The 17,403-nt window shown below is 66.8% G+C and carries 1 protein-coding gene (only partly in view); it reads left to right on the top strand.

Annotation, left to right across the window (positions count from 1 at the left end):
• A protein-coding gene (locus tag AC07PZ_RS12685; RefSeq protein ID WP_495295695.1) for an Ig-like domain-containing protein crosses the window boundary here: on the top strand, positions 1-17,403 show its end. The gene continues 18,900 nt to the left of window position 1, outside the view; 17,403 of the gene's 36,303 nt are visible here — the last part of the coding sequence; the start codon falls outside the window, past its left edge; it ends in the stop codon at positions 17,401-17,403.

The following is a 17,403-nucleotide window of genomic DNA, read 5'->3' as shown; positions in this document are numbered from 1 at the left end:
GATGGCGACACGTTGACGGTGACAGCCGCGACGCTGAACGACCCGGCGCAGGGCACGGTCTCGGTCAATGCCGACGGCACGCTGAACTTCACGCCGGCCGCCAACATCAGCGGCCCTGTCGTCGTCAGCTACACCGTGAGCGACGGGCATGGCGGCAACGACACGGCGACGCTGACGGTCAACGTCGGCGCCAACACACCGCCGGACAGCGTCGACGTGCGGCTGAGCGGCACGGAAGACACGCCGCTGACGCTGAGCGTCGCGAATTTCGGCTTCAGCGATGCCGATGCCGGTCAGACCTTGGCGAACGTGCGCATCGACACGCTGCCGTCCAATGGCACGCTGCTGCTCAACGGGTCGGCGGTCGGTGCAGGGCAAGTCATTTCTCGCGCGGACATCGCCGCGGGCCGGCTGAGCTTCGTGCCGGGTGCGGATGGCAACGGTGCGGGCTATGCCAGCTTCACCTTCTCGGTGCAGGATTCGGGTGGTGCGTTCGACGCCACGCCGAACACGATCAGCTTCGACATCGCGGCCGTCAACGACGCGCCGGTGGCGACCCCCGACACGGTGACCGCCACCGAAGACACGCCGCTGACCATTCCGGTCTCTGCGCTGCTGGTGAATGACAGCGATGTCGATGGTGACTTGCTGACGGTGGTCAGCGTGCAGGACGGCGTCAACGGAACGGTGAGCCTGGTGGGTGGCAACGTCGTGTTCACGCCGGCCGCCAACTACAACGGCCCGGCGAGCTTCACGTACACGGTGAGCGATGGCCAGGGCACAACGTCCACGGTCACCGTGACGGTCAACGTCGGCGCGGTGAACGACGCGCCAGTCGCCGGCGACGACATCGCCAGCACGGCCATCAACACGCCGCTCCTCAACATCGCCGTGCTCGCGAACGACAGCGATGTCGATGGCGACACGTTGACCGTGACAGCAGCGACGCTGAACGACCCGACGCAGGGCACGGTCTCGGTCAATGCCGATGGCACGTTGAACTTCACGCCTGCCACGAACGTGAGCGGCCCGGTCGTCATCAGCTACACGGTGAGCGACGGCCACGGTGGCATCGACACCGCCACGCTGACGGTCAACGTCGGCGCCAACACGCCACCGACCAGCCTGGACGCGACGATCTCCGGAACCGAGGACACGCCAGTCACGCTGACGACGACGAATTTCGCGTTCAGCGACGCGGACGCGGGCCAGGCGCTGGCCAACGTGCGCATCGACACGTTGCCGGCCAATGGCACGCTGCTGCTCGACGGTACGGCTGTGACGGCCGGGCAGGTCGTGTCGGCCGCCGACATCGCCGCAGGGCGCCTGAGCTTCGTGCCCGCCGCCAACGGCAACGGCGCGGCCTATGCGCGCTTCAGCTTCTCGGTGCAGGACTCCGGCGGTGCCTTCGACACGACGCCGAACACCATCACGATCGACATCGCGGCGGTCAACGACGCGCCGGTGGCGAACGCGGAAACGGTCAGCGCGGTCGAGGACACGGCGTTGACGATTCCGGTCGCGACGCTGCTCGCGAACGACAGCGACGTCGACGGCGACCCGCTGACGATCGTCAGCGTGCAGGACGCAACCCATGGCACGGTCGCCTTGGTCGGCGGCAATGTCGTCTTCACGCCGAACGCGAACTACAACGGTCCGGCCAGCTTCACGTACACGGTGAGCGACGGGCAGGGTGGCACGTCGACCGCGACGGTGACCGTCAACATCGCGCCGGTGAACGACGCGCCGGTGGCCGGCGACGACATCGCGAGTACGCCGATCAACACGCCGCTGAATGGCATCGCGGTGCTGGCGAACGACACGGACGTCGACGGCGACACGCTGACCGTGACGAGCGCCACGCTGAACGACCCGTCGCAGGGCACGGTCACCGTCAATGCCGACGGCACGTTGAACTTCACGCCCGCTGCCAACGTGAGCGGCCCGGTGACGATCACCTACACGGTGAGCGATGGCCACGGCGGCACCGACAGCGTGACGCTGACGGTGAACGTCGGCGCCAACACGCCGCCGACCAGCCTGGACACGACGATCGCGGGCACCGAAGACACGCCGGTCACGCTGACGACGGCCAACTTCGCCTTCAGCGATGCGGACGCAGGCCAGACGCTGGCGAACGTGCGCATCGACACGCTGCCTGCCAATGGCACGCTGCTGCTCAATGGTTCGGCCGTCACGGCGGGGCAGATCGTCTCGGCCACCGACATCAGCGCCGGCCGGCTGGTCTTCGCGCCCGCTGCGGATGGCAACGGCACGGCTTACGCGAGCTTCGACTTCTCGGTGCAGGACTCGGGTGGCGCGTTCGACGCGGCGCCCAACACCATCACCTTCGACATCGCTGCGGTCAATGACGCACCAGTGGCGAACCCGGACACCGTGGCAGCGACGGAAGACACCACGCTCACGATTCCTGCTGCAACGCTGCTGGCGAACGACGTCGATGTCGACGGCAATCCGCTGACTATCGCCAGCGTGCAGGACGCGGTGAACGGCTCAGTGAGCCTGATCGGCGGCAACGTGGTGTTCACGCCGAACGCCAACTACAACGGCCCTGCGAGCTTCAGCTACACGGTAAGCGACGGGCAGGGCGGAACGTCCACGGTGACCGTGACGGTCAACGTCGCGACGGTGAACGACGCGCCGGTGGCCGGCGACGACCTGGCGACGACACCGATCAACACGCCGCTCCTCAACATTCCGGTGCTGGCGAACGACAGCGATGTGGACGGTGACGCGCTGACTGTCGCGAGTGCAACGTTGAACGACTCGACTCAAGGTGCGGTGACGGTGAACGCGGACGGCACGCTGAACTTCACGCCCGCTGCCAACGTGAGCGGCCCGGTGGCGATCGTCTATACGGTGAGCGACGGCCATGGGGGCACATCCACCGCCACGCTGACCGTCAATGTGGGTGCCAACACGCCGCCGACCAGTGCCGATGCGACCCTGAGCGGAACGGAGGACACACCGGTCACCTTGACGGTGGCGGACTTCGCGTTCACCGACGCGGACAGCGGCCAGACGCTGGCGAACGTGCGCGTCGATACCTTGCCAGCGCACGGAACGTTGCTGCTCGATGGCGTTGCAGTCTCTGCAGGCCAGGTGATCTCGGCGAGCGATATCCAGGCGGGTCTGCTGAGCTTCGTGCCGGCCGCGAATGGCAACGGACCGGCGTACGCGAGCTTCACGTTCTCGGTGCAGGACTCGGGCGGTGCGTTCGACACGGTGCCGAACACGATCACCTTCAACATCGCCGCCGTCAACGACGCGCCGGTGGCCGCGCCGGACACCGTCAGCGCCAGCGAAGACGTGGCGCTGACGATCCCGGTCGGCACGTTGCTGGGCAATGACAGCGACGTGGATGGCAATCTGCTGACCATCATCAGCGTGCAGGACGCAACGAACGGCACGGTCACGCTGTTCAACGGCAGCGTGGTGTTCACGCCAGCGGCCAACTACAACGGCCCCGCCAGCTTCAGCTACACGGTGAGCGATGGGCAAGGCGGCACATCCACCGCGACCGTGATGGTCAATGTTGCGGCGGTGAACGACGCGCCGATCGCGACCAACGATCTGGCAACGACGCCGATCAACACGCCGCTGACGAGCATCCCGGTGCTGGCGAACGACAGCGATGTCGATGGCGACACGCTGACGGTGACCACGGCCGCGCTGAACGATCCGACGCAAGGCGTGGTGACCATCAACGCAGACGGCACGCTCAACTTCACGCCAGGCACGAACGTGAGCGGCCCGGTCGTGATCACCTACACGGTGAGCGACGGCCAGGGTGCAACCTCCACGGCGACGCTGACAGTCAACGTCGGCGCCAACACGCCGCCGGACAGCGTCGACGCGACGATTTCCGGCACCGAAGACACACCGATCGTCCTGAACCCGTCGAACTTCGCGTTCGCCGATGCGGACACGGGCCAGACGTTGGCCAACGTGCGCATCGACACCTTGCCTGCCAACGGCACGCTGCTGTTCAATGGCTCGGCCGTCGCGGCAGGCCAGGTCGTCTCGGCAGCGGACATCGCGGCGGGTCGGCTGAGCTTCGTGCCGGGCGCGAATGGCAACGGCGCGGGCTATGCCAGCTTCAGCTTCTCGGTACAGGACTCTGGCGGCGCGTTCGACACCACGCCGAACACGCTCACCTTCGACATCACCGCCGTCAACGACGCGCCGGCCGCGAACGCCGACACGGTGACCGCCACTGAAGATGTGTCGCTCACGATTCCCGTGACGGCGCTGCTGGCGAACGACAGCGATGTCGACGGCGACACGTTGACCCTCGTCAGCGTGCAGGACGCGACGAACGGCTCGATCGCCTTGGTGGGCGGCAACGTCGTCTTCACGCCGAACGCGAACTACAACGGCCCGGCGAGCTTCACGTACACGGTGAGCGACGGCCAAGGCGGTTTCTCCACGGCGACGGTGACGGTCAACGTCGGCGCAGTCAACGATGCGCCCGTCGCCGGCGACGACATCGCCAGTACGCCGATCAACACGCCGCTGACCAGCATCGCGGTGCTGGCGAACGACGGCGATGTCGATGGCGACACGCTGACCGTGACGACCGCGACCTTGAACGACCCGACGCAAGGCACGGTGTCGATCAACGCGGATGGCACGCTGAACTTCACGCCCGCCACGAACGTGAGCGGGCCGGTCGTCATCACCTACACGGTGAGCGATGGCCATGGCGGCATCGACACGGCGACGCTGACCGTCAACGTCGGCGCCAACACGCCGCCGGACAGCATCGACACCACGATCAATGGCACCGAAGACACGGCGGTCGTGCTGACCCGCGCGAACTTCGCCTTCAGCGACGCGGATGCCGGCCAGGTCTTGGCGAACGTGCGCATCGACACGCTGCCAGCCAATGGCACGCTGCTGTTGAACGGCGCTGCCGTCACCGCCGGGCAGGTCATCTCGTCGGCCGACATCGATGCCGGCAGGTTGAGCTTTGTCCCGGCGACCGACGGCAATGGGGCGGGCTATGCGAGCTTCACCTTTTCCGTGCAGGATTCGGGTGGAGCCTTCGACGCGACACCGAACACCATCACCTTCGACATCGCCGCCGTCAACGATGCGCCGGTTGCGAACGGCGACGCGCTCAGCGCGGTCGAGGACACGCCGCTGAGCATCCCGGTCGCGTCGCTGCTGGCGAACGACAGCGATGTCGATGGCGACACGTTGACCATCACCAGCGTGCAGGACGCGGTGAACGGCTCGGTGAGTCTGGTGGGCGGCAACGTGGTCTTCACGCCGAACGCCGATTACAACGGCCCGGCCAGCTTCACGTACACGGTGAGCGACGGCCAGGGTGGCTTCTCCACGGCCACGGTGACGGTCAACGTGGGTGCGGTCAACGACACACCGGTGGCCGGCGACGACATCGCCAGCACACCTGTCAACACGCCGCTCCTCAACATCCCGGTGCTGGCGAATGACAGCGACGTGGACGGTGACGCGCTGACGGTGACGGGCGCCACGCTGAACGATCCGACGCAGGGTACGGTCACGGTCAACCCGAACGGCACGCTGAACTTCACGCCTGCCACGAACGTGAGCGGCCCGGTCGTCATCACGTACACGGTGAGCGATGGCCACGGCGGCACGGACACCGCCACGCTGACCGTCAATGTCGGCGCCAACACGCCGCCGGACAGCGCGGACGTGCGGCTGAGCGGCACGGAAGACACGCCACTCACGTTGAGCGCGAGCGATTTCGCATTCAACGAAACGGATGCCGGCCAGAGCCTGGCGAACGTGCGCATCGACAGCTTGCCGGTCAATGGCACGCTGCTGCTGAACGGCGTCGCTGTTGCGCAAGGCCAGCTGGTGTCGGCCGCCGACATCGGTGCCGGCAAGCTGAGCTTCGTACCCGGCGCCGACGGCAATGGCCTGGCGTATGCGAGCTTCACCTTCTCGGTGCAGGACTCGGGTGGTGCGTTCGACAGCACGTCGAATACCGTCACCATCGACATCGCCGCCGTGAATGACGCTCCGGTCGGATCGCCGGATACGCTGAACGCGGTCGAGGACACTGCGCTGACGGTCTCGGCTGCGACGCTGCTGGCCAACGACACGGATGTGGATGGCGACACGCTGACGATCACCGGCGTGCAGGATGCGACCAACGGCACAGTGAGCCTCGTCGGCGGCAATGTCGTCTTCACACCGAATGCCAACTACAACGGCGTTGCCAGCTTCACCTACACGGTAAGCGACGGACAAGGAGGCACGTCGACCGTCACCGTGACCGTCAACGTGGCTGCGGCCAACGATGCGCCGACGGCATCGCCGGACACGGTGAACGCCACCGAAGACACGGCGCTGACGATCGCTACCGGCACCTTGCTGGGTAACGACACGGACATCGATGGAGATCCGCTGACGGTGGTCAGCGTGCAGGACGCGGTGAACGGCTCCGTGAGCCTGATCGGCGGCAACGTGGTCTTCACGCCGAACGCCAACTACAACGGCCCTGCCAGCTTCACATACACCGTGAGCGACGGCCAGGGCGGCTTCTCCACTGCGACGGTGAATGTCGTCGTGGCAGCCGTCAACGACGCGCCGGTGGCGACCAACGACATCGCCACGACGCTGATTAACACACCGCTGACCGACATCGCAGTGCTGGCCAACGACAGCGACGTCGATGGCGACACATTGACGGTCACCAGCGCGACGCTGAACGATCCGACGCAGGGCAGCATCGCCATCAACGCCGATGGCACGCTGAACTTCACGCCGGCCGCGAATGTGAGCGGCCCTGTCGTCATCACTTACACGGTGAGCGATGGCCACGGCGGCACCGACAGCGCGACGCTGACGGTGAACGTCGGCGCCAACACGCCACCGACGAGCCTGGACGCGACGATTGCCGGCACCGAAGACACGCCCGTCACGCTGACGACGGCGAACTTCGCCTTCAGCGATGCGGACGCCGGCCAGACGTTCGCGAACGTGCGCATCGACACGCTGCCCGCGAACGGTTCGCTGCTGTTGAACGGCGTGGCGGTGAGTGCAGGCCAGGTCATCTCGGCAGCCGACATCACTGCCGGCAACCTGAGCTTCGTGCCTGACACCGACGGCAATGGCGTGGCGTATGCGCGCTTCAGCTTCTCGGTGCAGGACTCTGGCGGTGCGTTCGACGCGACGCCGAACACCATCACCTTCGACATCGCACCGGTCAACGATGCACCGGTCGCCAATCCCGATGCCGTGTCAGCGACGGAGGACGTGCCGCTGGCCATCCCCGCCGCCACGCTGTTGGCGAACGACAGCGACGTGGATGGCGACACGCTCACGATCGTCAGCGTGCAGGACGCGACCCACGGCACAGTGACGTTGGTCAACGGCGACGTGGTCTTCACGCCGGCCGCCAACTACAACGGCCCCGCCAGCTTCACGTACACCGTCAGCGACGGCCAGGGTGGCACGTCCACGGTAACCGTGACGGTCAACGTCGCGGCGGTGAACGACGCGCCAGCCGCCGGCGACGACATTGCCAGCACGGCCATCAACACGCCGCTTCTCAACATCGCGGTGCTCGCGAACGACAGCGATGTCGATGGTGACACGTTGACCGTGACAGCGGCGACGTTGAACGATCCGACGCAGGGCGCAGTGAGCATCAACGCCGACGGCACGCTGAACTTCACGCCCGCCACCAACGTGAGCGGCCCGGTCGTCATCAGCTACACGGTGAGCGACGGCCACGGCGGCACGGATACCGCCACGCTGACGGTCAACGTCGGCGCGAACACGCCGCCGACCAGTGCCGATGCGACCCTGAGCGGAACGGAAGACACGCCGGTCACGCTCAGCGTGGGCGACTTCGCGTTCACCGATGCGGACAGCGGGCAGACGCTGGCGAACGTGCGCATCGATACCTTGCCAGCGAACGGAACGTTGCTGCTCGGTGGCAATGCCGTGACCGCGGGCCAGGTGGTTTCGGCAGCCGACATCCAAAGTGGCCTGCTGAGCTTCGTGCCGGCAGCGAATGGCAACGGGCCGGCGTACGGGAGCTTCAGCTTCTCGGTGCAGGACTCGGGTGGTGCGTTCGACACGGTGCCCAACACCATCACCTTCAACATCGCCGCAGTCAACGACGCGCCGGTGGCTGCGCCGGACACCGTCAATGCCAGCGAAGACGTGGCACTGACGATCCCCGTCGGCACGCTGCTGGGCAACGACAGCGACGTGGATGGCAATCCGCTGACCATCATCAGCGTGCAGGATGCCGTCAACGGCACGGTCACGCTGTTCAACGGCAGCGTGGTGTTCACGCCGGCTGCCAACTACAACGGCCCCGTTAGCTTCACGTACACGGTCAGCGATGGTCAAGGCGGTACGTCGACTGCGACGGTGACGGTCAATGTCGCGGCGGTGAACGACGCGCCGGTAGCGAACGATGACATCGCGACAACACCGATCAACACGCCGCTCCTCAACATCCCGGTGCTGGCGAACGACAGCGATGTCGATGGCGACACGTTGAGCGTGACCAGCGCCACGGTGGATCCGACGCAAGGCACGGTGACAGTCAACGCCGATGGCACATTGAACTTCACGCCGGCCGGCAACGTCAGTGGTCCGGTCGTCATCAGCTACACGGTGAGCGATGGCCACGGCGGCACGGATACCGCCACGCTGACAGTCAACGTCGGCGCCAACACGCCACCGGACAGCGTCGATGCGACCGTCACGGGAACGGAAGACACACCGGTCGTGCTGAATCCGTCGAACTTCGCGTTCGCCGATGCCGACATGGGCCAGACCCTGGCGAACGTGCGCATCGACAGCCTGCCTGTGAACGGCACGCTGCTGTTCAATGGCGCGGCCGTCACGGCGGGGCAGGTGATCTCCCGCGCGGACATCGCCGCGGGCCGGCTGAGCTTCGTGCCGGGCGCGGATGGCAATGGTGTGGGCTATGCCAGCTTCACCTTCTCGGTGCAGGATTCGGGTGGCGCGTTCGACGTGGCGCCGAACACGATCACCTTCGACATCACGGCGGTGAACGACGCGCCAGTGGCGGCGCCCGACACGGTGACCGCCACCGAAGACACGCCGCTGACCATTCCGGCTTCTGCGCTGCTGGCGAATGACAGCGATGTCGACGGTGACTTGCTGACGGTGGTCAGCGTGCAGGACGGCGTCAACGGAACGGTGAGCCTGATGGGTGGCAATGTCGTGTTCACGCCGAACGCGAACTACAACGGCCCGGCGAGCTTCACGTACACGGTGAGCGATGGCCAGGGCGCAACGTCCACGGTCACCGTGACGGTCAACGTCAGCGCGGTGAACGACGCGCCAGTCGCCGGCGACGACGTCGCGACCACACCGATCAACACGCCGCTCCTCAACATCCCGGTGCTGGCCAACGACAGCGATGTCGATGGCGATACGTTGACCGTGACAGCCGCGACGCTGAACGATCCGACGCAGGGCACGGTGAGCATCAACGCCGACGGCACGTTGAACTTCACGCCGGCCGCGAACGTGAGCGGCCCGGTCGTCATCAGCTACACGGTGAGCGACGGCCACGGCGGCATCGACACCGCCACGCTGACGGTGAACGTCGGCGCGAACACGCCGCCCGAAAGCGTCGACGTGCGATTGAGCGGAACCGAAGACACGCCGTTGACGCTGAGCGTCGCGAACTTCGGCTTCAGCGATGCCGATGCAGGCCAGACCCTGGCGAACGTGCGCATCGATACATTGCCGGCCAATGGCACGCTGTTGTTCAACGGCTCGGCCGTCACGGCGGGGCAGGTCGTCGCGGTCTCCGACATCACCGCCGGTCGGCTGGTCTTCGCGCCGGCGGCTGACGGCAACGGCACGGGCTACGCGAGCTTCAGCTTCTCGGTGCAGGATTCGGGCGGCGCGTTCGACGCGACACCGAACAACATCACGATCGACATCGCTGCGGTCAACGATGCGCCGGCAGTGAACGGCGAAACGCTCAGCGCGGTCGAGGACACGCCGCTGACGATCCCGACCGCGGCGCTGCTGGCGAACGACAGCGACGTCGACGGCGACCCGCTGACGATCGTCAGCGTGCAGGACGCAACCAACGGCACGGTGAGCCTGGTGGGCGGCAACGTCGTGTTCACGCCGAACGCCGACTACAACGGCCCGGCCAGCTTCACGTACACGGTGAGCGACGGCCAGGGCGGCTTCTCCACGGCGACGGTGACGGTCAACGTCGGCGCAGTCAACGATGCGCCGGTGGCCGGCGACGACATCGCGAGCACACCGATCAACACGCCGCTGACCAGCATCGCGGTGCTGGCGAACGACAGCGATGTGGACGGCGATGTGCTGACGGTGACGGGCGCGACCCTGAATGATCCGACGCAAGGCGCCGTCACGGTCAACCCCAATGGCACGCTGAACTTCACACCGGCAGCGAATGTCAGCGGCCCGGTACTCATCACCTATACCGTGAGCGACGGTCACGGCGGCACGGACACCGCCACGTTGACCGTCAATGTCGGCACGAACACACCGCCGGACAGCGCGGACGTCACGCTGAGCGGCACCGAAGACACGCAGCTCGTGCTGACCACGGCAACCTTCGATTTCGTCGACGCCGACAACGGACAGACCCTGGCGAACGTGCGCATCGACAGCTTGCCGGCCAATGGCACGCTGTTGCTGAATGGCGTCGCGGTTGCGCAAGGCCAACTGATCTCGGCCGCCGACATCGGTGCCGGCAGGTTGAGCTTCGTACCCGGCGCAGACGGCAATGGCTTGGCGTATGCGCGCTTCGGCTTCTCGGTGCAGGACTCCGGCGGTGCGTTCGACGCGACACCGAACACCATCACCTTCGACATCGCGGCGGTCAACGATGCACCAGTCGGCACGCCGGATACGTTGAACGCGGTCGAGGACACCGCGCTGACGGTCTCGGCTGCGACGCTGCTGGGCAATGACACGGATGTGGATGGCGACACGCTGACGATCACCAGCGTGCAGGACGCGACCAACGGCACGGTGAGCCTGGTGGGCGGCAATGTCGTCTTCACACCGAATGCCAACTACAACGGCGTTGCCAGCTTCACCTACACGGTAAGCGACGGACAAGGTGGCACGTCGACCGTCACCGTGACCGTCAACGTGGCTGCGGCCAACGATGCACCGACGGCATCGCCGGACACGGTGAACGCCACTGAAGACACATCACTGACGATTGCCACCGGCGCCTTGCTGGGCAATGACACGGACATCGACGGCGATCCGTTGACGGTGGTCAGCGTGCAGGACGCGGTCAACGGAACGGTGACGCTGGTTGGCGGCAATGTCGTCTTCACGCCGGCCGCCAACTACAACGGCCCCGCCAGCTTCACGTACACCGTCAGCGACGGCCAGGGCGGCTTCTCGACGGCGACGGTGACGGTCAACGTCGGCGCAGTCAACGATGTGCCAGTCGCCGGCGACGACATCGCCAGCACGCCGATCAACACACCGCTGGCCAACATCGCGGTGCTGGCCAATGACAGCGACGTCGATGGCGACACCTTGACGGTCACCAGTGCCACGCTGAACGACCCGGCGCAAGGTACGGTCACGATCAACGCCGACGGCACGCTGAACTTCACACCCGCTGCCAACGTGAGCGGCCCGGTCGAGATCACCTACACGGTGAGCGATGGCCACGGCGGCACCGACAGCGCCACGCTGACGGTGAACGTCGGCGCCAACACGCCACCGACCAGCCTGGACACGACCATCGGCGGCACCGAAGACACGCCGATCGTGCTGACCCGCGCGAACTTCGCCTTCAGCGACGCGGACGCCGGCCAGGTCTTGGCGAACGTGCGCATCGACACGCTGCCGGCCAACGGCACGCTGCTGCTCAACGGTGCAGCCGTCACGGCCGGCCAGGTGCTGTCGTCGGCCGACATCGATGCAGGTCGCCTGAGCTTCGTGCCGGGTGCGAATGGCAATGGCACGGGTTACGCCGGCTTCACCTTCTCGGTGCAGGACTCGGGCGGTGCGTTCGACAGCATGCCGAACACCATCACCTTCGACATCGCAGCCGTCAACGACGCGCCGGTGGCGAACCCCGACACGGTGGCCGCCACCGAAGACACGCCGTTGAGCATCCCGGTCGCCACACTGCTGGCGAACGACAGCGATGCCGATGGCGACACGTTGACCCTCTCGAGCGTGCAGGACGCGACCCATGGCACGGTCGCCCTGGTCGGCGGCAATGTGGTGTTCACGCCGGACGCGAACTACAACGGCCCGGCCAGCTTCAGCTACACCGTGAGCGACGGCCAGGGTGGAACGTCCACGGTGACCGTGACGATCAACGTCAGCGCGGTGAACGACGCGCCGGTGGCCAGCGACGACATCGCGAGCACGCCGATCAACACGCCGCTGAATGGCATCGCGGTGCTTGCGAACGACAGCGATGTCGATGGCGACACGTTGACCGTGACGGGTGCGACGCTGAACGATCCGACACAGGGTGCGGTGACGGTCAACGCCGACGGCACGCTGAACTTCACGCCCGCCACCAACGTGAGCGGCCCGGTCGTCATTACCTACACGGTGAGCGATGGCCACGGCGGCACGGACACGGCGACGTTGACGGTCAACGTCGGCGCCAACACGCCACCTGCAAGTGCGGATATCACGTTGAACGGCACAGAAGACACGGCGCTGACGCTCACCACGGGCGATTTCGCGTTCACCGATTCGGACAGCGGCCAGACGCTGGCGAACGTGCGCGTCGATACGCTGCCAGCCAACGGCACGTTGCTGCTCGGTGGCATTGCGGTCTCTGCAGGCCAGGTGATCTCGGCGAGCGACATCCAGGAGGGTCTGCTGAGCTTCGTGCCGGCAGCGAATGGCAACGGACCGGCGTACGCGAGCTTCAGCTTCTCGGTGCAGGATTCCGGTGGCGCGTTCGATGGAACACCGAACACGATCACCTTCAACATCGCGGCCGTCAACGACGCGCCGTTGGCTGTGCCGGATATCGTCAACGCCAGCGAAGACGTGGCACTGACGATCCCTGTCGGCACGCTGCTGGGCAACGACACAGATGCTGATGGCAACACACTGACGGTCATCAGCGTGCAGGACGCCGTCAACGGCACGGTCACGCTGTTCAACGGCAGCGTGGTGTTCACACCGGCGACCAACTACAACGGCCCTGCCAGCTTCAGCTACACGGTGAGCGATGGGCAAGGCGGCACATCCACCGCGACCGTGACGGTCAATGTCGCCGCAGTGAACGACGCGCCGATCGCGACCAACGATCTGGCAACGACGCCGATCAACACGCCGCTGACCAACATCGCTGTACTGGCGAACGACAGCGATGTCGATGGCGACATGCTGACGGTGACCGCGGCCACGCTGAACGATCCGATGCAAGGCGTGGTGACCATCAATGCAGACGGCACGCTCAACTTCACGCCGGCCAACAACGTCGCAGGCCCGGTCGTGATCATTTACACGATCGGCGATGGCCGTGGCGGCACGGCGACCGCGACCTTGACGGTGAGTGTCGGCGCCAACACGCCACCGGACAGCGTCGATGCGACCGTCACAGGAACGGAAGACACACCGATCGTCCTGAATCCGTCGAACTTCGCGTTCGCCGATGCGGACATGGGCCAGACGCTGGCCAATGTGCGCATCGACACCTTGCCTGCCAACGGCACGCTGTTGTTCAACGGTTCGGCCGTCATGGCAGGCCAGGTCGTCTCGGCAGCGGACATCGGAGCGGGCCGGTTGAGCTTCGTGCCGGGAGCGGACGGCAATGGCACGGGTTACGCCAGCTTCACCTTCTCGGTGCAGGACTCGGGCGGCGCGTTCGACATCACGCCGAACACGCTCACCTTCGACATCACCGCCGTCAACGATGCGCCGGTAGCGAACCCCGACACGCTCAGCGCGGTCGAGGACACGCCGCTGAGCATCTCGGTCTCTGCGCTGCTGGCGAACGACAGCGATGTCGACGGCGACGCGCTGACGGTGGTCGGCGTGCAGGACGGCGTCAATGGCGCGGTCAGCTTGGTGGGTGGCAATGTCGTCTTCACGCCGAACGCGAACTACAACGGCCCCGCCAGCTTCACGTACACCGTCAGCGACGGCCAGGGCGGCTTCTCCACGGCGACGGTGACTGTCAACGTCGGCGCGGTCAACGATGCGCCAGTCGCCGGCGACGACATTGCCAGCACGCTGATCAACACGCCGCTGACCAGCATCGCGGTGATGGCGAACGACAGCGACGTCGATGGCGACACGCTGACCGTGACGACCGCGACCTTGAACGACCCGGCGCAAGGCACGGTCACGATCAACGCCGATGGCACGCTGAACTTCACCCCCGCTGCCAACGTGAGCGGCCCGGTGGTCATCACCTACACGGTGAGCGACGGCCATGGCGGTACCGATACGGCGACCCTGATCGTCAACGTCGGCACCAACACGCCACCTGAAAGCACGGACATCACGCTGAGCGGAACCGAAGACACGCCGCTGACGCTGAACGTCGCGGACTTCGGTTTCAGCGATGCCGATGCCGGCCAGACTTTGGCGAACGTGCGCGTCGACACGCTGCCGGCCAATGGCACGCTGCTGCTCAATGGCTCGGCCGTCACGGCGGGGCAGGTGATCTCCCGCGCGGACATCGCAGCGGGCCGGCTGAGCTTCGTGCCGGGTGCGGATGGCAACGGCACGGGTTACGCCAGCTTCACCTTCTCGGTGCAGGATTCGGGTGGCGCGTTCGACGCCACGCCGAACACGATCGCCTTCGACATCGCGGCCGTCAACGACGCGCCGGTGGGCGGCCCGGACACCTTCAGCGCCGCCGAGGACACGCCGCTGACGATCCCGGCGACGGCGCTGCTGGCAAACGACAGCGACGTCGACGGCGACACCCTGGCGTTGATCAGCGTGCAGGACGCGGTCAACGGCACGGTGAGCCTGGCCGGCGGCAACGTGGTCTTCACGCCGAACGCCGATTACAACGGCTCGGCCAGCTTCACGTACACGGTGAGCGACGGCCAGGGTGGCTTCTCCACGGCCACGGTGACGGTCAACGTCGGCGCGGTCAACGACGCACCGGTGGCCGGCGACGACATCGCCAGCACGCCTGTCAACACGCCGCTCCTGAACATCGCGGTGCTGGCGAACGACAGCGACGTGGACGGTGACGCGCTGACGGTGACGGGCGCCACGCTGAACGATCCGACGCAGGGCACGGTCACGATCAACCCGAACGGCACGCTGAACTTCACGCCCGCCACGAACGTGAGCGGCCCGGTGGTCATCACGTACACGGTGAGCGATGGCCACGGCGGCACGGACACTGCCACGCTGACGGTCAATGTCGGCGCGAACACGCCGCCGGACAGCGCCGACGTGACGGTGCAGGGAACCGAAGACACGCCGGTCGTGCTGACGACCGCAGCCTTCGACTTCGTCGATGCCGACAACGGCCAGATCTTGGCGAACGTGCGCATCGACACCTTGCCGGGCCGAGGCACGCTGCTGCTCAACGGCGTGGCGGTCGCGCAAGGCCAGGTGGTCTCGGCGGCGGACATCGCGGCGGGCCGGTTGAGCTTCGTGCCTGCAGCCAACGGCAACGGCACGGGCTACGCCAGCTTCACCTTCTCCGTGCAGGACTCGGGCGGTGCGTTCGACAGCACGCCGAACACCGTCACGATCGACATCGCGGCGGTGAACGATGCGCCGGTGGCCGGCAACGACACGGCCAGCACGCCGATCAACACGCCGCTGACGAACATCCCGGTGCTGGCGAACGACAGCGACGTGGACGGCGACCCGCTGACCGTGACCGGCGCCACGCTGAACGATCCCGCGCAGGGCACGGTCACGGTCAACGCGGATGGCACGCTGAATTTCACGCCGGCCGCCAACGTGAGCGGCGCGGTCGTGATCACCTACACGGTGAGCGATGGCCATGGCGGCGTGGCGACGGCGACGTTGACGGTCAACGTCGGCGCCAACACGCCACCCGACAGCGTCGACGTCAGGCTGAGCGGCACCGAAGACACGCCGCTCACGCTGGGCCTCAACGACTTTGCATTCGCGGACGCCGACACCGGCCAGACGCTGGCCAGCGTGCGCATCGACACGCTGCCGAGCCAGGGCACGCTGCTGCTGAACGGCGTGGCGGTCGTGCAGGGCCAGGTCGTCTCGGCAGCCGACATCGCGGCGGGCCGGTTGAGTTTCGTGCCTGCAGCGGACGCCAACGGCACGGGCTATGCGAGCTTCACCTTCTCGGTGCAGGACTCGGCCGGCGCGTTCGACGCCACACCGAACACCGTCACGATCGACATCGCGGCTGTGAACGACGCGCCGGTGGTGCGGCCCGACATGGCGGTCTCCGCGAACGGCGCGACCGTGGTGATCGACGTTCTCGCCAACGACAGCGACCCCGAAGGCGGTCCGCTGACCATCCGCGACATCAACGGCGTGCCGATCGCCGTCGGTGGCTCGGTGGCGGTGACCGGCGGCACGGTCACGCTCAATGCCGACGGCACGTTGAGCTTCGCGCCGCAGCCGGGCTTCTCGGGCACGCCGAGCTTCTCGTACACCGCGGTCGATCGCGATGGCGCGGCGGCGACGGGCACGGTGAGCCTGAGCGTGTCGCCCGCAGTGCAGCCGCCTGAACCGCCCGAGCCACCCGCGCCGCCGGCCGAGGCGCCCGCATCGGCCGACGTCGGCCAGTTGCTGGCGATCGGCGAGCCCGACTGGCCGGCGGGCTGGGACATCCGCACCGAGTGGGGCTACAAGGCCTACGAACTCAAGCCGATCGAGGTGCCGCTGCACATCGACGAAGCGGTCAACGCGATCCGTCCGCTCTACGGCATCCAGTTCCTGGAAGGCAGGGAGCCGCTGCGGACCGCGCTCGACGCCATGCGCTCGCTGAACGGCACGCCGCGCCTGGACAGCAGCACGCCGATCGTCGACATGGTCGAAAGCCTGCAGCGCCGCTTCGTGATGCTCGACCCGATCCGCGCGATGTTCTCCCGGCAGGGCGACGTGCGCATCTTCGATGCGACCCAGTCGGGCCAGCAGGTGCTGGCCGGCGACACGGCGGACCGGCCCGACGGTGCCGCGGGCCCGGGCTCGACGCCGCCGGGCGACGCCTCGAACGATCCGCGCATCGGCAACGAGCGCACGCCTGCACCGCCGCAACCGCAGCCCCAGCGCACGGCGGTGCCATCGCTGCGCGCCGCGATCCTTCCGGCGGCCGAGGTCGGCGGGCTGCTCTTCAGTGAGCAGATCGCCTTCCACGCCAGCCAGTCGGCCACCGAAACGGAGCAACTGGCTGTCGCCCTGCGCGCACAGCCGGTCGTGGATATCACCCTTTGA

It is taken from the genome of Variovorax sp. GW821-FHT10B04, assembly GCF_059415645.1.
The sequence above is the reverse complement of the archived record's forward strand: the minus strand, read 5'-3'. Positions and strand labels throughout refer to the sequence as shown.